This is a genomic window from Nocardia sp. CA-119907, assembly GCF_050955995.1.
GTDB lineage: Bacteria > Actinomycetota > Actinomycetes > Mycobacteriales > Mycobacteriaceae > Nocardia.
Genome location: NZ_CP192091.1, coordinates 8,615,202 through 8,634,853 on the forward strand (window position 1 = coordinate 8,615,202; position 19,652 = coordinate 8,634,853).

At 67.1% G+C, this 19,652-nt stretch carries 20 protein-coding genes and 1 pseudogene; 4 read left to right on the plus strand and 17 right to left on the minus strand.

From position 1 onward, the window contains the following. Nucleotides 1-138 precede the first annotated feature (138 nt). Nucleotides 139-981, plus strand: a complete 843-nt coding sequence (locus ACQP2D_RS38990) for an NAD(P)H-binding protein (RefSeq protein WP_433680913.1) — start codon at nucleotides 139-141, stop codon at nucleotides 979-981. Between the two features lie 223 nt (nucleotides 982-1,204). Continuing rightward, nucleotides 1,205-2,203: a GAF domain-containing protein gene (locus ACQP2D_RS38995; RefSeq protein WP_433680914.1), complete on the plus strand. Its 999-nt coding sequence runs from the start codon at nucleotides 1,205-1,207 to the stop codon at nucleotides 2,201-2,203. 638 nt (nucleotides 2,204-2,841) lie between these two features. On the opposite strand, the pseudogene ACQP2D_RS39000 reads toward ACQP2D_RS38995, so the two are convergent. From ACQP2D_RS39000 to ACQP2D_RS39010, 3 genes and pseudogenes are all read right to left on the minus strand, one after another. Further along, a pseudogene (locus tag ACQP2D_RS39000) lies at nucleotides 2,842-3,825 on the minus strand (NAD-dependent epimerase/dehydratase family protein); the annotation flags it as partial. A gap of 89 nt (nucleotides 3,826-3,914) precedes the next feature. Continuing rightward, nucleotides 3,915-4,724: an S-methyl-5'-thioadenosine phosphorylase gene (locus tag ACQP2D_RS39005; RefSeq protein WP_433680915.1), complete on the minus strand. Its 810-nt coding sequence runs from the start codon at nucleotides 4,722-4,724 to the stop codon at nucleotides 3,915-3,917. 153 nt (nucleotides 4,725-4,877) lie between these two features. Continuing rightward, nucleotides 4,878-5,195, minus strand: a complete 318-nt coding sequence (locus ACQP2D_RS39010) for a hypothetical protein (protein WP_433680916.1) — start codon at nucleotides 5,193-5,195, stop codon at nucleotides 4,878-4,880. Nucleotides 5,196-5,374: 179 nt separating this feature from the next. Here ACQP2D_RS39010 and ACQP2D_RS39015 point away from each other — a divergent pair, with 179 nt between their 5' ends. Next, nucleotides 5,375-5,644 carry a metal-sensitive transcriptional regulator gene (locus ACQP2D_RS39015; protein WP_433685898.1) on the plus strand — a complete coding sequence of 90 codons (270 nt, stop codon included), beginning with the start codon at nucleotides 5,375-5,377 and terminating at the stop codon, nucleotides 5,642-5,644. Nucleotides 5,645-5,651: 7 nt separating this feature from the next. Here ACQP2D_RS39015 and ACQP2D_RS39020 read toward each other — a convergent pair whose 3' ends face one another. The 5 genes from ACQP2D_RS39020 to ACQP2D_RS39040 all read right to left on the minus strand — a co-directional run bounded on the left by ACQP2D_RS39020 (nucleotide 5,652) and on the right by ACQP2D_RS39040 (nucleotide 11,098). Continuing rightward, on the minus strand, nucleotides 5,652-6,560 hold the full coding sequence (locus ACQP2D_RS39020; RefSeq protein ID WP_433680917.1) for a TAXI family TRAP transporter solute-binding subunit: 909 nt from the start codon (nucleotides 6,558-6,560) through the stop codon (nucleotides 5,652-5,654). After that, a complete protein-coding gene (locus tag ACQP2D_RS39025) occupies nucleotides 6,557-7,981 on the minus strand; it encodes a sensor histidine kinase (protein WP_433680918.1) in 1,425 nt (474 codons plus the stop codon). The genes ACQP2D_RS39020 and ACQP2D_RS39025 overlap by 4 nt, the downstream gene beginning before the upstream one ends. 42 nt (nucleotides 7,982-8,023) lie before the next feature. Further along, nucleotides 8,024-8,683, minus strand: a complete 660-nt coding sequence (locus ACQP2D_RS39030; RefSeq protein WP_433195470.1) for a response regulator transcription factor — start codon at nucleotides 8,681-8,683, stop codon at nucleotides 8,024-8,026. Between the two features lie 46 nt (nucleotides 8,684-8,729). Continuing rightward, nucleotides 8,730-10,124 carry an MFS transporter gene (locus ACQP2D_RS39035; RefSeq protein ID WP_433680919.1) on the minus strand — a complete coding sequence of 465 codons (1,395 nt, stop codon included), beginning with the start codon at nucleotides 10,122-10,124 and terminating at the stop codon, nucleotides 8,730-8,732. A gap of 143 nt (nucleotides 10,125-10,267) precedes the next feature. Further along, nucleotides 10,268-11,098: an LLM class F420-dependent oxidoreductase gene (locus ACQP2D_RS39040; protein WP_433680920.1), complete on the minus strand. Its 831-nt coding sequence runs from the start codon at nucleotides 11,096-11,098 to the stop codon at nucleotides 10,268-10,270. 183 nt (nucleotides 11,099-11,281) lie between these two features. On the opposite strand from ACQP2D_RS39040, the gene ACQP2D_RS39045 reads away from it, so the two are divergent. Then, nucleotides 11,282-11,725: an Hsp20/alpha crystallin family protein gene (locus ACQP2D_RS39045; RefSeq protein WP_433680921.1), complete on the plus strand. Its 444-nt coding sequence runs from the start codon at nucleotides 11,282-11,284 to the stop codon at nucleotides 11,723-11,725. A 629-nt stretch (nucleotides 11,726-12,354) separates the two neighbouring features. Here ACQP2D_RS39045 and truA read toward each other — a convergent pair. The 9 genes from truA to purN form a co-directional block, all read right to left on the minus strand. Then, entirely contained in the window at nucleotides 12,355-13,230 is an 876-nt protein-coding gene (gene truA / locus ACQP2D_RS39050; protein WP_433685899.1) for a tRNA pseudouridine(38-40) synthase TruA, read from the minus strand. A gap of 197 nt (nucleotides 13,231-13,427) precedes the next feature. Next, nucleotides 13,428-13,955 (minus strand): 50S ribosomal protein L17, encoded by a 528-nt coding sequence (gene rplQ, locus ACQP2D_RS39055; RefSeq protein WP_433680922.1) that lies wholly within the window; start codon nucleotides 13,953-13,955, stop codon nucleotides 13,428-13,430. A 49-nt stretch (nucleotides 13,956-14,004) separates the two neighbouring features. Next, entirely contained in the window at nucleotides 14,005-15,063 is a 1,059-nt protein-coding gene (locus ACQP2D_RS39060; protein WP_067785162.1) for a DNA-directed RNA polymerase subunit alpha, read from the minus strand. Nucleotides 15,064-15,166: 103 nt separating this feature from the next. After that, nucleotides 15,167-15,772, minus strand: coding sequence for a 30S ribosomal protein S4 (gene rpsD, locus ACQP2D_RS39065; RefSeq protein ID WP_063039138.1), 606 nt, complete (start codon nucleotides 15,770-15,772; stop codon nucleotides 15,167-15,169). A gap of 20 nt (nucleotides 15,773-15,792) precedes the next feature. Continuing rightward, nucleotides 15,793-16,206: a 30S ribosomal protein S11 gene (rpsK, locus tag ACQP2D_RS39070; protein WP_014349147.1), complete on the minus strand. Its 414-nt coding sequence runs from the start codon at nucleotides 16,204-16,206 to the stop codon at nucleotides 15,793-15,795. 10 nt (nucleotides 16,207-16,216) lie between these two features. Continuing rightward, nucleotides 16,217-16,588 (minus strand): 30S ribosomal protein S13, encoded by a 372-nt coding sequence (rpsM, locus tag ACQP2D_RS39075; RefSeq protein WP_364390903.1) that lies wholly within the window; start codon nucleotides 16,586-16,588, stop codon nucleotides 16,217-16,219. A 219-nt stretch (nucleotides 16,589-16,807) separates the two neighbouring features. Then, nucleotides 16,808-16,921 carry a 50S ribosomal protein L36 gene (rpmJ, locus tag ACQP2D_RS39080; protein ID WP_040686659.1) on the minus strand — a complete coding sequence of 38 codons (114 nt, stop codon included), beginning with the start codon at nucleotides 16,919-16,921 and terminating at the stop codon, nucleotides 16,808-16,810. Between the two features lie 131 nt (nucleotides 16,922-17,052). Next, nucleotides 17,053-17,274 carry a translation initiation factor IF-1 gene (gene infA / locus ACQP2D_RS39085; protein WP_003418601.1) on the minus strand — a complete coding sequence of 74 codons (222 nt, stop codon included), beginning with the start codon at nucleotides 17,272-17,274 and terminating at the stop codon, nucleotides 17,053-17,055. Nucleotides 17,275-17,631: 357 nt separating this feature from the next. Then, on the minus strand, nucleotides 17,632-18,237 hold the full coding sequence (gene purN / locus ACQP2D_RS39090; RefSeq protein WP_433680923.1) for a phosphoribosylglycinamide formyltransferase: 606 nt from the start codon (nucleotides 18,235-18,237) through the stop codon (nucleotides 17,632-17,634). Nucleotides 18,238-19,652 lie beyond the last annotated feature (1,415 nt).

Here is a 19,652-nt window from a genome sequence, read left to right on the forward strand (position 1 = left end):
CCGCGATCTCGATCGGGTCGACACCGGCCGACCGTTCCGGCAGGTTTACCTGGGATGGGGAGGCGCCGCTGCGGCGATTTCGCATGATGGGACGAGCGATTCGTCGACCGAACGCAGTGCGACACTGGAGGAGCGAACATGATCCTGGTAACCGGCGCAACCGGCAATATCGGCACGGAACTGGTTGCGGCGCTGAGCAATTCCGGTACTGCGGTGCGCGCGCTGGTCCGCGATCCCGCTCGCGCGCAACTGCCCACCGGTGTCGAGGCGGTGACGGGCGATCTGAATCGGCCGGAGAGCCTCACCGAGGCGCTGGACGGGGTCACCAGAATGTTCCTGCTGCCCGGTTACGCGGACACCCCCGATCTGCTCGCCCGCGCGAAAAAGGCAGGCGTACAGCACATTGTCCTGCTCTCGGGTGGTTCGGCGGCGCTGCAGGATATGCACAACGCGGTCTCCGCGTATATGACGCAGGCCGAGCGTGATGTGCGCGAATCCGGTCTGACCTGGACGTTCATGCGCCCACGCTCGTTCATGTCGAATGCACTGCGCTGGTTGCCCCAGCTCGCGCAGGGTGACGTGATCCGCGCCCAGTTCCCCGACGTCCCCGTCGCCGCCATCGATCCCGCCGATATCGCGGCCGTCGCGGCGGTCGCCCTGACCGGCGGCGAACTCGCGGGTCGAATCCTGGAGCTGACCGGTGCCCGAGCGCTGGTGCCCGCCGACCAGATCGCCGTGCTCGCCGAGGTGCTCGAACGGCCGCTGGTCTGCGCGGGTTTGACCAACGAGCAGACGCGCGCCGAACTCGAAGCGACCATGCCGCAGAAATACGTCGACGCATTCTGGAGCTTCTTCGTCGACGGCACACTGGACGAATCCCAGGTATATCCCACCGTGCGAGAGGTAACCGGCCGGGAACCACGCACCTTCGAACAATGGGCGCGCGCCCATGCCGACGCCTTCACAGCCCCGGCACAGTAGCCGAACGACCACCCAACCTCCGGAACCCGGCAGGACCGGCACCCGTGTTGCACCGCCGAATCGACCGGCACAGTGGCGCTGACAACTGGTCGCACCGCCGAATAAAGCGGCTGGCAAACATGAGAGGCCGCTTACGTTTTGGCTTCTCTCTGATCGGGCACGATATGCAGTGGCTATCGGCGGTGACGGTGTCGTAAGTTCGAGGGCGGGGAGGGGGGACGAAGTGATCACTGAGCGCTGGCTGCTGATCGAAACACTCGGGCGCGCCGAGGGCTGGTCGGTGCTCGCGGTCGGGACGGCGCCGCGCCAATGGAAGTCCTTTCACCGGGCGGTGCCCGCGCGGCTGCAGCCGCTGGTCGTCGTCGCGCATGCGAACGGATCGGTGGTGGATCAGGTGCTGCCGCTGTCTCGGCAGGCGTGGTCGGGGCGGCGTCTGCGGGCCGTGCCGATCTTCGGGCCGGATGAGCGGGTGTACGCGATCCATGTGTGGGTCGGTCCCGGTGATCCGCCGCCGCGGCCGGGGGTCGCGCCGCTCTTGGTCGATGCGCGCACTCGCAGCCTGGACGCGCTGCCACAATGCCTCGGGCCGCATTTCGATATCGACCGCACCCGCTGGGTGGGCGCCGAATCCTTCGAGATGGTCGAACGATTCGACGGCGCACTGGATCTCGTCGCCACCATCACGCGATCCGAACCCGATTCACGCTGGCTCGGCACGGCCACTGTGCGATCGAAGGCCGGCCCACGTTCGCTGCTGGTGGCGGCCCGCAATGCGGATACCGTCGCGGACCGGCACCGCTGGCTCGGCCTGGCCGTCGACGTCACCGACAGCATTGCGCCACAACGAAAGTCCTTCGAGGCGACCGCCCTCGATATGCTGCGCCGCGCCCAACCCAACCTCTACCTCGCGATCATGGACACCGCCCAGATCCGACTGATCCGCTGGGTCACCGAACCCGTCCCCGCACTGCGCTGGGCCGGCGTCGATGAACGCACCGTTCCACATCCAGCGGACCGGGCCCGAATCATCGCCGCCCGCAACACAATGCTCTCCGGCGCACCCCACGCACAACTCCGCAACGTCCGCCTGGCAAGCGAAACCAACGACTGGATCATCGCCGACCTCGAAATCTCCCCCCTCCCCAGCAGCACCCCTGGGTCCCCCGAGTTCGTCCTGGCGCAACTGGAAATCGTGGAAAATCCAGGACACAACAATGCCTAGGGCGCCGCGGCCTCTGGCTTCGGTGCGGGCGTTCGACCGGGGAGCGCCGACTCACTCGCCTGCGGCGTCGGCGACTGCGGCGTGGGGGTCTCCGGCCTCGGGGCAGCCGGTTCGGGAGTTGGGGGGACAGCGTTCATGTTCGGTGAAGCGACCCCGGATATCGCTGACTCCGGATTGGGCGCAACGGTTTTCGCGATCCGTTCGGGCGGATTCGGGAGCGGGACCGCAGCGTTGGCGTTCGGGGCGGGCGGGTTCGGATGCGGGACCACAGCGTTGGCGTTCGGGGCGGGCGGGTTCGGATGCGGGACCACAGCGTTGGCGTTCGGGGCGGGCGGGTTCGGATGCGGGACCGCAGCGTTGGCGTTCGGGGCGGGCGGGTTCGGATGCGGGACCGCAGCGTTGGCGTTCGGGGCGGGCGGGTTCGGATGCGGGACCACAGCGTTGGCGTTCGGGGCGGGCGGGTTCGGATGCGGGACCACAGCGTTGGCGTTCGGGGCGGGCGGGTTCGGGCGTGGGTCCTTCGTGATCGGTGCGGCGGGATGTGGCTCGGGGCGTTGTGGCCCAGACGGGTTCGGTGCGACCCGCACATGTAGCGGTGCGGATTCCGGGCGGGGTGTGGTGGTTTCCACTGCGGGGGCGGCGAGATCGGCCAGGCCTTGGGTGGGCGGGACTCGGGCGGTGAAACCCAGTGCGCGCCTGGCTCGTTCGGGGTCGGCGGCGATGTGGCGGGCATCGGCCAGGAGGTAGCGGCCGGTTACCACCGGGTCGGGGCCGCCGCGGGACCTGGCCATGATCGAGGCGATCTCCCACATGGTGATCGGGTGGCCGGAGGCGATGTTCACGGGCACGAAGCCGGGGAGGCGGCGGTCGACGGCGGCCACGGTCGCGGTCACGATGTCGTCTACGTGTACGACGTCGCGGACCTGTCCGCCGTCCTCGTCCACCAGCGGCGGTCGTCCCTGATCGAGTGCGGCGAGGAACTTTCCGATGAACCCCGCGTGCGCGCCCGCGCCGTAGCCGCCGTGGTACCGCAGCGCCGTAACGGCGGCACCGGTTGCCAGACCCCAAGCGAGCGCATAGTTTTCCTGCGCCATCTTGCTCGCTCCGTAGAATCCGCGCGGGCGCAGCGGTGCATCCTCGGTGACCGGCTCCCAGGTGAGCAGTTCCCCGGTGCGCGGGGACAGGTGGTCGAACATGCCGCGATCCAGATCGGCCCGCCGCCGCAGCCCCGGATAGAACGGCCCGCTGTTCATTCCGCGATAGCGCCCCTCGCCGTACACCGCGATGGACGAGGCCAGCACCAGATGACGAACCTTCGCCCGTCCCATCACATCGAGCAGTACCGCGGTGCCCAGCTCATTGTGTGCGGCGAACACCGCCGATTCGGTCGCGGAGGTGACCGCCGCGAGATGGCATACGGTATCGATGCCGCGCAGCAGCGGTTCCAGCGCCTCGGCATCGCGCACATCGACCCGCGAAACCCCTTCCGGCACTTGCGCGTCCGGTCCGTGCACCGCTTCGTACAGCACATCGATCCCGACTACCTCGTGCCCGGCCGCGGCCAACGCCCGCCGCAACCGCGCCCCGATGAACCCCGCTGCCCCGGTGACCAGCACTCTCATCGCATCCACACCCCGCGTTCGATTCCGAACCCAATCTGTCCAAGATATTTCCGTACCTGTCGGTCACTCGGTACAGCCCGTACCAGTGCTCACGGTAGTTCGAACGGCAGCGACACCCCCGCGTGGACACGGCAGCGGTCGCAGGTGTCGGTTCCGGTGACCGCCGAAACCGAACGCCGGATCAGCTCCTTGAAGGGGCCGAGGTTCTTCTTGAATTCGGCGAAGACGTCGACCGCGTGCACACCGTCGCCCTCCTCCAGACCGGCATCCAGGTCGGTCACCAAAGCGACTGCGGCGTAGCACATTTCGAGTTCACGGGCGAGCACCGCCTCGGGATGGCCGGTCATATTGACCAGTTCCCAGCCCTGCGCGGCGAACCAGCGGCTCTCGGCCCGGGTGGAGAACCGCGGCCCCTGCACTACAACCATGGTCCCCGCGGGCTTCATCGGCAGCGCGTCGGTCGCGGATTTCGTTGCCGCGGAACGCAGTTCGTCGCAATACGGGTCGGCGAAGGAGACGTGCACACCTCCGCCGTCGAAGTAGGTCTGCGGACGGCCGGAGGTCCGGTCGACCAGCTGATCCGGCACCGCGACGGTGCCCGGCCCCCAGTCCGCGCGCAGGCTGCCGACCGCGCACGGCGCGAAGATCCGCCGCACTCCGATCGAGCGCAGCGCCCACATATTGGCCTGGTACGGCAGCGTGTGCGGCGCGAATTCGTGCTGCTTGCCGTGCCGGGGCAGGAAGGCCACCGGACGACCCTCCACCTCACCGACCGCGATGGGCGCACTCGGCTTGCCGTAGGGCGTATCGACCTCGACTGTGGTCGCCTCGTTATCGAAGAAATCGTAGAAGCCACTACCGCCGATCACGGCGAGCGCGGGCCGAACATCCAAACTCATGCACCGATTCTCTCGCCAGCCCTCGCCGCCCGACCAGACGGGTCCGGATCCGGCCAACTGGACCTTCGTCCACGATGGCCCGCGCGTCAGCCTGCGACACCTGCGCTCGGCACGTTCGGCGTGATCGCGGCTGCCGGGGTGCGGGCCAGCGTGTCACTGCCCCATCTTCAAGTCGGCGTGACGCCAATGATCCAATTCCTGGCGCCGGTCGTCGTGATCGCCCGGAACCGGACGGTGCGCGGGCGGCGGCCATCCGGCGCAACCCTCCTCGGCGCGGCGGTCGCACTCGGCGGCGCCGCGCTGGTCATCGGCGGTGTTGCCGTGGCCGATGTCGGCCGAATCGGTCGCACCGGTGCAGCTGATCGGCGGGCGCTGGCGATCGGCGGCATCGCGCGGCCCGCAGCGGCGCCGAACATCGGACCCGACCGACGCGACCGAGCGCACACCGACCTGACAATTCCCCAACGACACTGTACCCTAGGGGGGTATTAGTCCAGGTCGGGCCGGAGATCCGGCGAGCAGCGAGGAGACAGTCGGTGACACCCACCCCGTCGCACAATGACACCACGCCCGCGCCGGGCCGGGACACCGCGGCCGAGGGCACGACCAGCCACGACCACGCCGCGCACGACCATGCCTCGCACGGCTACATCACCGCCAAGGACGACTACCTCAAGCGCCTGCGCCGGATCGAGGGCCAAGCCCGCGGCCTGCAGCGCATGGTCGAGGAGGAGAAGTACTGCATCGACATCCTCACCCAGGTCTCCGCGATGACAAAGGCACTGCAGGCCGTGGCCATGGGTCTGCTGGAGGACCACATCAGCCACTGTGTGGTGGACGCGGCGGTCACCGGCGGCCCGGAGGCCGACGCCAAGATCAAGGAGGCTACCGACGCCATCGCGCGCCTGGTCCGTTCCTGACCGGCGTTCAGCCGTGCCGTCGTCGGTAGACCGCGGCCGCGCCCGGATGCAAAGGAACGGAATCGGTTCCGATGAGTGAGCGGGTATCGAGGAACTGGGTTCCCGCCGCCTCGGCCGGAACCAGCGCATCCGCCCGGGAGACCAGCAGTTCGACGATCGCTCCCGCTGCGGTGTCCGACATGGTCGGGGCGGCGAGCAGCAGATTCGCGACGCCGATCGTCCGGATCGCCGCGCCGCCGTCATAGGCGTCGGCGGGAATCTCGACCAGGTCGTACAGATGCCCGAACCGTTCCCGCATCGGCGCCGCCAGCTCACCGAGTTCGATGAGCCGCAGCCGTTCCGGTACGTCGAGCGCATCGGTGGGTACGCCACCGGCCCATAGCAACGCATCCAACTCACCGGATTCCACGCCCGCCACCGCATCGCGCAACGGACGATGCGAAATGTCCACGTCCGCACCGGGATTCACGCCCGCGGCCCACAGCAGCCGCTCTCCGGTGACCGCGGCGCCGGAGCCCGCGGCGCCGAGGTTGATCCGGGTGCCCCGCAGATCGGTGACCCGCTGGATCGCGCCTTCGGACCGCACGGCCAGTTGCAGATAGTTCTCGTACACCCGGCCCAGCGCCACGACCGGCTGACGCTCACCCTGTACCGAATCGGCGAGTGCCAGTGCGGCATCCACCCGTCCGCTGGTCAGCAGCGCCAGATTCTCCTGCGATCCGGTAGTGGTCACCGGTTCGATCCGCACCGTCCCCGCCTCCGCGGCGACGGCCGCGAGCAGCCGAGCGAACGCGTGATAGAAGCCGCCGACCTCACCGGAGGCCAGCCGCACCGTTGCCACGTCCCCGCCGCACCCGACGGCACCGGCCGCGATGCCAGCGGCGGTCAGCGCCAAGAACATCCGCCGCGTGATCACGTCCGCACCGCCTCCGGCAGGCGGATCTGGATGGCGAGTCCGCGCGGTTCGACCGGCCGCACGCTCAGCGTGCCGCCACGCGCCTGGGCCAGCGCCGCGGCAATCGGGAGGCCCAGACCGGAACCGCCGGAGGCGGCCCCGGAGCCACGGAAGAAGCGGGTGGTCAGTTTGCCGATCTCCGCGGGTTCGACACCGGCGCCATCGTCGCGCACGGTCACCGTTACCCAACCCGGCTCGGTATCGACCACCATGACGGTCTGCGCGCCGGATCCGGCATAGCTGCACGAATTGCTCAGCGGCACATCGAGAATCTGGGCGAGGACATCGGCGGAGACCCCGGTATCGGCCTCCCGCACCATGGGTGCCGCGCACAATTCCTGTCCGGCGTTCTCGTATGCGGAGTACCAGGCGTCGACCCGGTCCGCGACCACCTGTACCGCGTCGCAGTGGTTTTCGGTACCGGTCGGGGTGCGCGCGGCCTCGAAGGCGGCGGGCGTCTCGGCGACCGCCAGACTCAGCAGGCCATCGAGCAGCGCGGTCAGCCGCTCGACCTCGGCACCCGCACTGCGGAAGGTCGCCACCGCGCTCTCCGGGATCGCATGCTCCAGGGAGTCGAGACGAATCGTCAAGGCGGCGAGCGGATTTCGCATGGCATGTGCGGTATCGGCGACCAGTTGACGTTGCGCGTCCGCCGAATCCGCGACGGCGAGCGCCATGGCATCGAAGGACTCGGCGACCGCGCGCATCTCCGGCGGCCCGCCGTGATGCCGGGCGATAGACACGTGCGCGGCGGCCTCGGCGCGCGGCTTGGGCAGGGTCGCGGTCAATTCGGCGACCGCCTGTGACAGCGCCGCCAGCGGGCGCAGCACCCAGCGCCCCAGGCTCAGCGCCAGCATTGTGAACACCACCATCATCAGCACGGCCCCGACCGTGATCACCGCCCACGCGCGGGCGATATCGCGGCGGGCACGCGCGGTGGAGGCCTCGATCACCACCGCACCGTTGACCTGTACCCCGGTACCGACGGGCCGGGCGATCAGCACCGTCGGCCCACTCCACGGTGTCAGTCGGTTCACCGGCTGCGGCCGCTGGTTGCGGCGGGCCGCCGCGACCGCGGCCACCACCGGAGCCGAGGCCACATCCACCCCCGCATTCACCGTCCGGGCGCCGCGGGCATCGACGACCAGCACATTTTCCGCATATAGATCGTGATAGCGGCCGACCTCATCGGCCAGGGCCCGACTGTCCCCCTCCGCGACGGCGGCATCGGCGAGGGCGGCGAACCGGTCGGCATCGCCGGAGCGATCGGCCACGAATTCCTGAGTGCGGCTGGTCGCGAAGGTCAGCGACAGCGGTACCGCGAAGGCGAATACCGCGATCGCCGCGAATACCGTCAGCGCGACGAGTAGTCGTCTGCGCATACTGGCTCCGCTTCTCTTACCTGAACTCGCGGGTCGATGCGATCACTGACCCCAGCGGTAACCGTAGCCGCGAATGGTGGTGATCAGCCCAGGTCGGTCCAATTTCGCACGCAGTCCGGTCATGTGGACGTCCAGCGAACGCGATACCGCGACGAACGCATCGCCCCAGATCCGATCCATCAGTTGCTGGCGGCTGACCGCGGCACCGGGCCGCTCCACCAATGCCTCGACCAACTCGAATTCCTTCTGGGTCAATGCGATCGGCCGACCGGCGACCTCGACCACCCGGGCCGCGAGATCGACCCGCACATCCCCGGTGACCACTTCGGCCCGCTCCGGTTGCGATCCGGCGGCCGCGCGCCGCACGACATTCTCCAGCCGGGCCATCAATTCCGCGATCCGCGGCGGCTTCACCAGATAGTCGTCGGCACCGCCGCGCAGCCCACGCACAATCGAGCGTTCGTCACTGCGCGCGGTCAGGATCAGCACCGGCACCGAACTCACCTCACGCAATTGGCGCAGCACCTGCAGACCATCACCGTCGGGCAGTCCGAGATCCAGAATGACCGCGTCGTAACCGCGGTGGGCGGTGAGCAGATCCGCGCCGCGGCGCTTGCGTTCGGCCTGATAGCCGCGGGCGTTGAGGGCTTCGACCAGCGCGTCGCCTACGCCGTCATCATCTTCGACCACCGCAAGCCGCACACGCCGATCCTCCCACAGCGGATGATCGGCGTGTGCGGATGGGCGATCACGGTCGCACGGTTGCGAGGTCACGGTCGGGCTCGGCGGCCGGCGCATCCGTCTTGGTCAGCGGGATATCGGCATCGGCATCGATGGCGGACCCGCTCGAGGTCTCCCGCATGAACCAGTAGGTGAGCAGCGATATCCCGATGCACCCGGCGACGTACCAGAAGTACAGCGATTCGTGATGGGCCTGCTTCAGCGACAGCGCGATGGTCTCCGCGGTGCCTCCGAAGATCGCGACGGTCAGCGCATAGGGCAGGCCGACGCCGAGCGCGCGGATCTTGGTCGGGAACAGTTCGGCCTTCACAATGGCGTTGATCGAGGTGTAGCCGGTGATGATGACCAGTGCGCCCATCATGAGCGCCCACGCCGCGAGCGGATTCTTGGTGTGCGCGAGCACGGTCATGATCGGCACGGTCAGCAAGGTGCCAGCCACACCGAAGAAGATCAGCAGCTTGCGCCGCCCGATGCGGTCCGACAGCGCCCCCGCCAGCGGCTGCAGTATCACGAAGACCAGCAGCGCGATGAAGTTGATCCACGAGACGGTCGACTTGGAGATGCCGGAGGTATTGATCATGAACTTCTGCATGTACGTGGTGTAGGTGTAGAACGCCACGGTGCCGCCGAGCGTCAGACCGATCACCAGCAGGCATTCCCGGGGATACTGCAACAGCATCCGCAGCGAACCGCGCGCCGGCTGCTGGGCTGCGAGCCCCTGCTGCGGCGCCCGCTCGGCCTCGACCTCGGCCTCGAAGTGCTCGGATTCGTCCATGCTGCGCCGCAGCCACATCACGATGAGCGCGGCCGCCGCACCGATGACGAACGGAATGCGCCAGCCCCAGTTGTTCATCTGGGCGTTGTTCAGGAACTGCTGCAGGATGATCTGCACGCCGAGCGCGACCAGCTGACCGGCGACGAGCGTGACGTACTGGAAGCTCGAGTAGAACCCGCGCTTACCCGTGGAGGCCACCTCGGACAGATACGTTGCGCTGGTCGCGTATTCGCCGCCGACCGAAAGGCCCTGCACCAAGCGGGCGAGCAACAACAGCACCGGAGCCGCGATCCCGATCGTCTGGTACCCGGGCGTCAGCGCGATCAGCAGCGAACCCGCGGCCATCACGGTCACCGACAGGGTCAGCGCCGAGCGACGCCCGAACTTGTCCGCATAGCGTCCGAGTGCCCAACCGCCGAGTGGCCGCATGAGAAAGCCGACCGCGAAAACCGCTGCGGTGGACAGCAATTGCGCGGTGGAATCACCCTTCGGGAAGAACGATTTCGCGAAGTACACGCTGAACGCGGCGTAGACATACCAGTCGTACCACTCGACGAGATTGCCGATGGAACCGCGCAATACGTTGGCGACCACTCGGCGCTCGCCCACGGGCTGTGTCGTAGTCACAAGATCTCCTTCTTCGACGCGGCCTTGCGTCGGTCGGAGACCAGTGTGTGCGCAGTCACAGCGCACACGGAACCGGGCGAGCCGGTTTCTAACGTTCCCTTAGGGCGATCGGCCAGTAACTTAGGCCGATCGCCCGCGCGGTCTCAGGAATGCTTCGCCAGCAAGGGAGCCAGCGTGCGCAGGACGGCGGGCTCGTCGTCGAGGACTTGGATCACCACATGATCGGCGCCCGCGCTCAGATGCGCAGCGAGCTGGTCGACGACCGACTCGGGGCTGCCATGTGCCACCAGGCCGTCGTACAGGCGATCGCTGCCCGGCTTGGTCACGTCCTCGTCGGTGAAGCCGAGCCTGCGCAGGTTGGCGACGTAGTTCTGCAGGTCGAGATAGAACTCGACGCGTGGGCGGGCGGTGGCGCGGGCCCGCGCCGGATCCTCGTCCAGGACCACCTTGTGTTCGGTCGCCAACAGCGCATCCGGGCCGAGTACGGCGCGGGCGCGCGCGGTGTGCTCGGTGGTGACGAGGTAGGGCAGCGCGCCGGCGGACCGGTCCGCCGCCAGCTTCAGCACCCGCGGACCCAGCGCCGCGAGTGCGCGACGCTCCTTGGGCACGCCGGCGGCATCCAACTCGTCGAAGTATTCGACCAGCGCTTCATAGGGTTTGCGGTACTCGCCGGTGTGCTCGGGATGACCCGCGCCCAGACCGAGCAGGAACCGCCCGGGGAACCGCGCATCGATGCGGTGGAACGACTCCGCGACCTGCTTCGCGGGCGCCGTCCAGATGTTCACGATGCTGGTCGCCACGGTGATCGACTCAGTCGCGTCGAGCAGCGACTCGATCTCCGGCAGCTCCGCCGGCGGGGACGAACCGAGCCACAGCGTGCCGTAGCCGAGCTCCTCCAACTCGCGCGCGTCCTGCGGGGTGAACCCCAGGTAGCCGCGCCAAATACCGAACCGTCCGAGACCTTCGATAGTCATGCCCCGAGCCAACCAACCTGCGGCCGTTCCTATTCCGACGCGAGATCCACCCGCCGCGCAGGTGAATAATCGCCGGTAACCTATTAGCACTCTCGTGTTGAGAGTGCTAACTTGGGTAGTGCACAGCTTCCGGCGCTTGCCGCCGTGGCAGGCGTCGCCGCTAGTGAAATGGAGGTGATTGCTGTGCTCCGGTTCGATCCATTCCATGACATCGACACCGTCGCCCGCCAACTGCTCGGCGAATCCGTCGGGACATCTCGTGCGCCGCGATTCATGCCGATGGATCTGTTCAAGGCAGGCGACCATTACGTACTCAATGCCGACCTGCCCGGCGTCGACCCCGGCTCGGTGGATGTGAGCGTCGACAACGGCACCCTCACCCTGCGCGCGCAGCGCAGCCTGCCCAGTGATGAAGGCGTCCAATGGATTGCGTCCGAGCGCTTCGCCGGTACGTATATGCGCCAACTCAGCCTCGGCGACAATGTCGACGCCGACAACATCAGCGCGACCTACAACAACGGCGTGCTCTCGGTGACGCTTCCGATCGCCGAGAAGGCCAAGCCGCGCCGCATCGAAATCTCCGGTTCCAGCCAACCGCGGACGATCGAGGCGGGTTCGTCCGGCTGATCGGGTGGTCATGCTTCCGCACCGCAGTGCGCCCGCCGAATCGCGGTGCGGGAGCGCCACTTCACGCACCCAGCCGGGATCACCTCGGTAGTCGTTGGCACCGCACACATTTCGCGAACCAGAGTGTCGCGGCGCATGCTGTCACTCAGTCGTCCTGACCGTCGTCATCGCAGTTCAGGGCTTGGTTCCAGTTGTCGCATGCCGCACCGTCCGGCCCAGGACCCAATACATCCACCATGTCGTCACCTCCCTTCGAGCGTCGTCGCTACGTGCGGGATTACGCCCCTTCGGCGTGGAACACCTGATCCAGTCGGGTGTAGGCAGCCGCGGGATCGACCGTGTTCAACTCGAATACCCGCAGGAGCCCATGCGGAACCGTGCTGCCCAAATGCGACAGTCCCGGCGCGATCACAGCTTCGACATCGTGCGTCCGGACGACATTCGCACAGCGGTCGACAGGGTCATCGATACTGGTGTTGCCCTCGCCGGGCGGCCCGGTCCGCGCTCGCAGGTGGCTGCGTCATCGCACGCCAGGAACTCTCTATGTGGCCGCGCGTTGAGCGGTGACCGTGACCGCCGCGGCTGACCCGAGTTAACGAGAGACCGATCTGGATGGGACCGGATCGGGGTCAGCTGCCGCAGCAGCCGTCGTCCACGGTTGGCACCGAACGCATTTCGCGGGTTTGGGCGTTGCGGGCGGCCAAGTCGGAATTGTCGGGATAGTCGACGCCGATGAGGCTGAGGCCATGTGCGGGGGCCACGGTCACCGAGCTGGAGCGTTCGGTCTCGTTCAACAAACCGCCGACCCAGTCGGGGGTGCGGCGGCCCTCCCCCACCGCGAGCACCGCGCCGACGAGGCTGCGAACCATGGACCAGCAGAAGGCATCCGCGCTGACATGGGCAGTGAGCAGGTCGCCGTCGCGCGCCCAGTCGAAGCGCTGGAGTTCGCGAACGGTGGTCGCGCCATCGCGGCGGCGGCAGAAGGCAGCGAAATTGTGCAGGCCCAAGAGCTTTTGCGAGGCCGCGCGCATGGCTTCCAGATCCACATCGTGGCGGCACGCGACGACGCTGCGGGCTTGCAGTGGTTCAGCCCCATAGGGTGCCGTGGTCAGCCGGTACACATAGTGCCGACGGATCGCCGAGAAACGTGCGTCGAATTCGGGTGGGGCGAGGCGAATGTCGGTGATCCGCACATCTTTCGGAAGAAATCGCGCCATACGATGGAGCAGCTTGGCCGCATCGGGTTCGGCGCCGGTATCGAAATGCGCGACCTGCCCCTCGGCGTGCACCCCGGCATCGGTGCGGCCCGCGACGGTCAATTGGATCGGCTCGCGCAACACCTTGCTCAGCGCTTCCTCGAGCACGCCCTGCACGGTGCGCAGGCCGGGCTGGCGCGCCCAGCCGATGAAATCGGTACCGTCGTAACTGATATCGAGCCGCACCCGGACCGAGCCGAGATCGGACTCCGGCCGCGCATCGGCCGCCGCGGCTTCCGGCGAATCCACCGGTGCAGGCTCGTGCGACGCGGTCGAGTCCACCGAATCCTCCTCGGTCACAGGCGATCTCCTAATCGATACGAACGCCGGTGGCGCTCCGGCCGGAACCATTCCCGATGCCAGCGCGGTGATCTCGGACGGATGCGAATGAGCCCGCCGACCCACTGGGGGGGGCGGCGGGCTCATTCCGGACTTGCGAGCGAACGTCAGGCGTCCTTCTTGTCCTCAGCGGCCTCGTCGGCAGCCGGGGCCTCGGCCTCAGCGGTCTCGGCGACGGACTCTTCGGCCTGCTCCTCGACAACGGTCTCGGCGACGGGCGCCTCGGCCTTCTTGGACGCGGCAACGCGGCGAGCGCGGTCGGCCTCGTTGGTCACGGTCTTCTCCCGGACCAGCTCGATGACCGCCATCGGCGCGTTGTCACCCTTGCGGGGCAGCGTCTTGGTGATGCGGGTGTAGCCGCCCTCGCGGCCCTCGAACGACGGCCCGATCGAGGCGAAGAGCTCGTGGACGACGTCCTTGTTCCGGATCACCTTGAGCACCTCGCGACGGTCGGCCAGGGTGCCGCCCTTCGCCTTGGTGACCAGCTTCTCGGCGTAGGGGCGCAGCGCCTTGGCCTTGGCCTCGGTGGTCGTGATACGACCGTGCTCGAAGAGCGCCGTGGCCAGATTGGCGAAGATCGCCTTCTGGTGCGACGCCGACCCGCCGAAGCGGGCACCCTTCTTGGGCTTGGGCATTGTTTGTTCTCCTTGTGTGAGGCCGAGCCGGGGTGCCTACCCCGACGGCCTAGAGCTGTTCGGTCTCGGCGTAGTCCTGCTCGCCGCCATCGGTGTCACTGAACGTGCCGCTGTCGCTCCACGTTCCGGTGCTCGCGTCATAACCCACCACGGACGAAGGATCGAACGACGCCGGGCTGTCCTTGAGCGAGAGGCCGAGCGCGTGCAGCTTGACCTTGACCTCGTCGATGGACTTCTGGCCGAAGTTGCGGATGTCCAGCAGGTCCGACTCGGTGCGGGCGACCAGCTCGCCGACGGTGTGCACACCCTCGCGCTTGAGGCAGTTGTAGGACCGGACGGTGAGGTCCAGATCCTCGATCGGCAGGCCGAACGAGGCGATGTGATCCGCCTCGGCCGGGGACGGGCCGATCTCGATGCCTTCGGCTTCGACGTTGAGCTCACGGGCCAGGCCGAAGAGCTCGACCAGGGTCTTACCCGCCGAGGCGAGCGCGTCCCTGGCGCTGATGGAGTTCTTGGTCTCCACGTCCAGGATCAGACGGTCGAAGTCGGTGCGCTGCTCGACACGGGTGGCCTCGACCTTGTAGGTCACCTTGAGCACCGGCGAGTAGATCGAATCCACCGGGATCCGGCCGATTTCCGCGCCGGACGCCTTGTTCTGCACGGCCGGGACGTAACCGCGACCGCGCTCGACGACGAGCTCGATCTCCAGTTTGCCCTTGTCGTTCAGGGTGGCGATGTGCATATCCGGGTTGTGCACGACGACTCCGGCGGGCGGCACGATGTCACCGGCGGTGACGGTGCCCGGGCCCTGCTTGCGCACGTACATCGTGACCGGCTCGTCCTCCTCCGAGGACACGACCAGACCCTTGAGGTTCAGGATGATGTCGGTGACATCCTCCTTCACACCGGGAACGGTGGTGAACTCGTGCAGGACGCCGTCGATACGGATGCTCGTGACCGCGGCCCCCGGGATCGAGGACAGCAGGGTACGCCGCAGCGAGTTGCCGAGGGTGTAACCAAAGCCCGGCTCGAGCGGTTCGATGGTGAACTTCGAACGGTTCTCGGCGACGACCTCTTCGGTCAGCGTCGGACGCTGTGAAATCAGCATTGGGATCATCCTCCTGTACGGGCACCCACTATTTGATGCCCACGTTTTGGGGGTTGTGGGTGACCACCTGATTCAGGCGGTCACCCACCAGCACGAAAGCTGTTTACTTCGAGTAGTACTCGACGATCAGCTGTTCCTGCAGCGGCACATCGATCTGAGCGCGCTCCGGGAGCTGGTGCACCAGGATCCGCAGACGACCGGGGAGCACCTGCAGCCAGCCCGGAACCGGGCGGTCGCCGACGGTCTCCCGCGCGACCTGGAACGGCAGCGTGCCGAGCGACTTCTCCTTGACATCGATGATGTCGTACTGGGTCACCTGGAAGCTGGGGACGTTCACGGCCCGGTTGTTCACCAGGAAGTGACCGTGGCTGACCAGCTGGCGGGCCTGCCGACGGGTGCGCGCCAGACCGGCGCGGTACACCACGTTGTCGAGGCGGGTCTCCAGCAGACGGAGCAGGTTGTCACCGGTCTTGCCCTTGAGGCGGTTGGCCTCTTCGTAGTACCGGCGGAACTGCTTCTCCATGACGCCGTAGGAGAAGCGCGCCTTCTGCTTCTCCTGCAGCTGGAGCAGGTACTCGCTCTCCTTGATCCGCGCGCGGCCGTGCTGGCCGGGCGGGTACGGACGACGCTCGAACGCCTGGTCGCCTCCGACGAGGTCGACCCGCAGACGACGCGACTTGCGGGTGATGGGGCCTGTGTAACGAGCCATGTTTCGTTATTCCTTTCCCGCTAGACGCGACGCCGCTTGGGCGGACGGCAGCCGTTGTGCGGCTGCGGGGTGACATCGGAGATCGTGCCGACTTCCAGGCCAGCGGCCTGCAGCGAACGGATCGCGGTCTCGCGGCCCGAACCCGGGCCCTTGACGAACACGTCGACCTTCTTGACGCCGTTCTCCTGCGCCTTGCGGGCCGCGTTCTCGGCGGCGAGCTGCGCGGCGAACGGGGTCGACTTGCGCGAACCCTTGAAGCCGACGTGACCCGAGGACGCCCACGAGATGACGTTGCCGGACGGGTCGGTGATCGACACGATGGTGTTGTTGAACGTGCTCTTGATGTGCGCGTGGCCGTGCGGGACGTTCTTCTTTTCCCGGCGACGCGACTTCTGGGTCTTCTTGGGGCCGGAGGCCCGACTCTTCGGAGGCATCCTTTATCCCCTACTTCTTCTTGCCGGCGACGGTGCGCTTCGGGCCCTTGCGGGTGCGCGCGTTGGTCTTGGTGCGCTGGCCGCGCACGGGCAGGCCACGACGGTGGCGCAGACCCTGGTAGCAGCCGATTTCGATCTTGCGCCGAATGTCGGCCTGCACCTCACGGCGCAGGTCACCCTCGACCTTGAGGGCCGAACCCTCGATGTAGTCACGCAGCTGCGTGACCTGCTCGTCGCTGAGGTCCTTCGAGCGCAGGTCGGGGCTGACGCCCGTCGCCTCGAGGATCTCCTTGGCGCGGGTACGGCCGATGCCGTAGATGTAGGTCAGCGCGATCTCCATGCGCTTTTCGCGCGGGAGATCAACGCCCATGAGACGTGCCATGTGGCAGGTTCCTTAATCGTTGCGGAGGTCTGCTCCCTGTCCGTCCCCTCGTCTGGTGGGGCACCGGCCTCCGTACCGGTGGTTGGCTCGCACACCTCGGGCTCTGCGATTCCGAGGAACCGCGCGGCCCGAATTCCGCAGTGTGCGGCTGGAGCTGGGAGTTCTTCTTTCAGTTGGCCAAGCCGATCAGTGATCGGTGCCCGGCTGGTGCGGCGAAAATCAGCCCTGGCGCTGCTTGTGGCGCAGGTTCTCGCAGATCACCATGACCCGACCGTGACGGCGGATCACCTTGCACTTCTCGCAGATCTTCTTGACGCTCGGCTGAACCTTCACGTCCGTCCAATCTTGTTCGGTTCACACAGGTGTGAACACAGTTTTTCCCCAGTCGGAAGACTGGGGAAGCCTTGTGGTGAGCCTGGCGGCTCGATGGTCACGCCGTCCTCGGAGCCGAGGACCGCACGCGATCACTTGTAGCGGTAAACGATGCGGCCGCGCGACAGGTCGTAGGGCGAGAGCTCGACGACCACACGGTCCTCGGGGAGGATGCGAATGTAGTGCTGCCGCATCTTCCCGCTGATGTGCGCGAGAACCTTGTGCCCGTTCTCGAGCTCGATCCGGAACATCGCATTGGGCAGCGGCTCGACAACTCGACCCTCGACCTCGATGGCCCCGTCTTTCTTCGCCATGTCCTCCGCGATCCCGGTTTACGCTCAAACCTGGTTTGATTGCCTTGTATCTGCTTGCATGTAACCGATCAGTTGACCGGACCGGCGGCATGCAGACAGTCGGCGCGTAGGTGCACCGCCGACCTAGCTTACCGGTTTATTCGCGGGCAGACCAATTCGCCCTGGTCATCGCGGTCTGGACCGCCTATTATTCCGCAGCTTGCGCGTGTTGGCCGGTGTACATCACCGGATCGCGGCCTGCGTAATCATCGTGACCAGCACGGCGGTGCGGGCACGCCGGAGTTGTCCATCCCCGCCCTCGCCTATCCGCCGTCGGACTGCGGGCTCCGGCCAGCGTACTCGCATCGATAGGTTCAGCTAGGGCCTCTGCCCGATAGCGATCTGCTGCACAACCATCGGCAAAAGCCTGTGCTCCGCCTCGAGCACGCGACGACCCAGCACCTCGACGGTGTCGCCGGGCAATACCGGGACCTCCAACTGCGCAATGACCTCACCGGTGTCGTACTCGCCGTCGACCAGATGAATCGTCGCGCCGCTCACTCTGTCGCCAGCGGCCAGCACCGCCCGATGGACGTGCTCGCCGAACATGCCGCTACCGCCGTGGCGCGGCAACAGGGCCGGGTGGACATTGATGATCCGAGACACGAACTGCCCACGTGTGCGCGGCCCCAGCTTCCTCATGTAGCCGGCAGTCACCACTAGGTCTACCGACTCCTGCATCAGCGTCGCCCTGATGGCCTCGTCGAGCTCATCAGGATCGGGATGCGTCCGCCCTGACAAGTGCCGAGCGGGGATCCGGTTCTCTCTCGCGTAGGCCAACCCGCGCGAACCGCTGTTGTTGCTGATAACAGCAGCAACCTCGAACCGAGCCCCCGGCACCAGCGACGCCCTGTGCACCTCACGCAGGTTGGAACCGTTGTGCGAAACGAGGACACCCACCCGGAGCTTAAGCACGAACGGCACTCTTCCACACCCCGAGATCCGACGACTACATCCGAAATTCGCAACAACCCCCGCGGACTATCCCCGAACACCGCAAGGTAGATCCGAACAGGACAGCGCAGTCGGAAAGTACCTCCGGCAGATAGGTCAGGAGCGCTCCGGCAGATGGTATGCAGTTCGTCGCGATGATGTTGCTCGCGAGAGGTGCGGAGGTCGCCTGAGATCAAGAGGAGTAGGGGCGCTGGTGGCGAAGACTGCGGCCGGACCCACCGGAGCGATCATCAGATATTTGCGCGCGGCGCGTTCCATCAGCGGGACGGCGAGCAGTGGATCGGCTGGATGGCCGAGATGTGTGGTGGTGCGGTAAGTCAGCGGCGGCCGCTACCGCGAAACCCTTGTGCCGCAATACACAGGACGAGGGGGTGGCGCGCTGCTACTTTTGCTTCGCAACTTATTTCGCGGCGCGTTGCTGACGAGGTGCGCAGGGGGCCAACGGAACCCGCCGATGGGGTGTTCAGAAACCGGTCATTCGGCCCACTCCCCACCCATGATGGGCCGGAGTCGTCGCGTAAACTGACCACAGCCCAGGTATAGGTCGAGCAGATCCAAAGGGGGACGTGTGAGCCGTAATAATGACGGCCTCCCCATGCTGCCTCCGTGGCTCTCCGAAAGTGATGTCACCGGCGGCTACGAAGCGCCCGTTCAGAACCTGCCACACGACGACCTCATCGACGAAGCGCCCTCTCGGCGTGGGCGTTCCAAGCGCGCTCCCGAGACCGAGCGGCCCGAGGCGGGGCGGCGGGACAAGCGCCGGTTCGGTCGGCGCAAGGGTAAGGACGAACAGTCCGAGGATCAGGCCGATCCGCAGCGCCGCGGTCCGTCGCCACGTGAGTTGGCCGGGCCGGGTTTCGAATTGCACAGCGCGCCGAACGAGCAGCGCGGGCCGGACGGCTTCCGCGGACCTGAGCATCAGAACGCACCCGAAGCCTTCCGAGGACTCGACCAACACAGCGGACCCGAAACCTTCCGAGGACCCGACCAACACAGCGGACCCGAAACCTTCCGAGGACCCGACCAACACAGCGGACCCGAAACCTTCCGAGGACCCGACCAACACAGCGGACCCGAAACCTTCCGTGTGCCCGAGGCCTATCGCGGACCTGAGCAACAGCGCGGACCGGATGCCTATCTCGGATCTGACGCCCACCGCGGGCCCGAGCAACAGCGGGGACCGGGTGGCTTTCACGGAGCCGAGCCGCACGGTGGCCCTGCGGTGCACAGCCCCGAACTCGGCGACCCGCGCAGACCGGGCCCACCGCAGCCCGATTCGCGTCACGACTCCGGTCCGCTGCCACATCCGGATGCTCCCGCGCAGGGTTCGTCGCACCCGGCCAACGCATGGCAGGGCCACCCTCTGCCGACCCGCAACCCGCGCC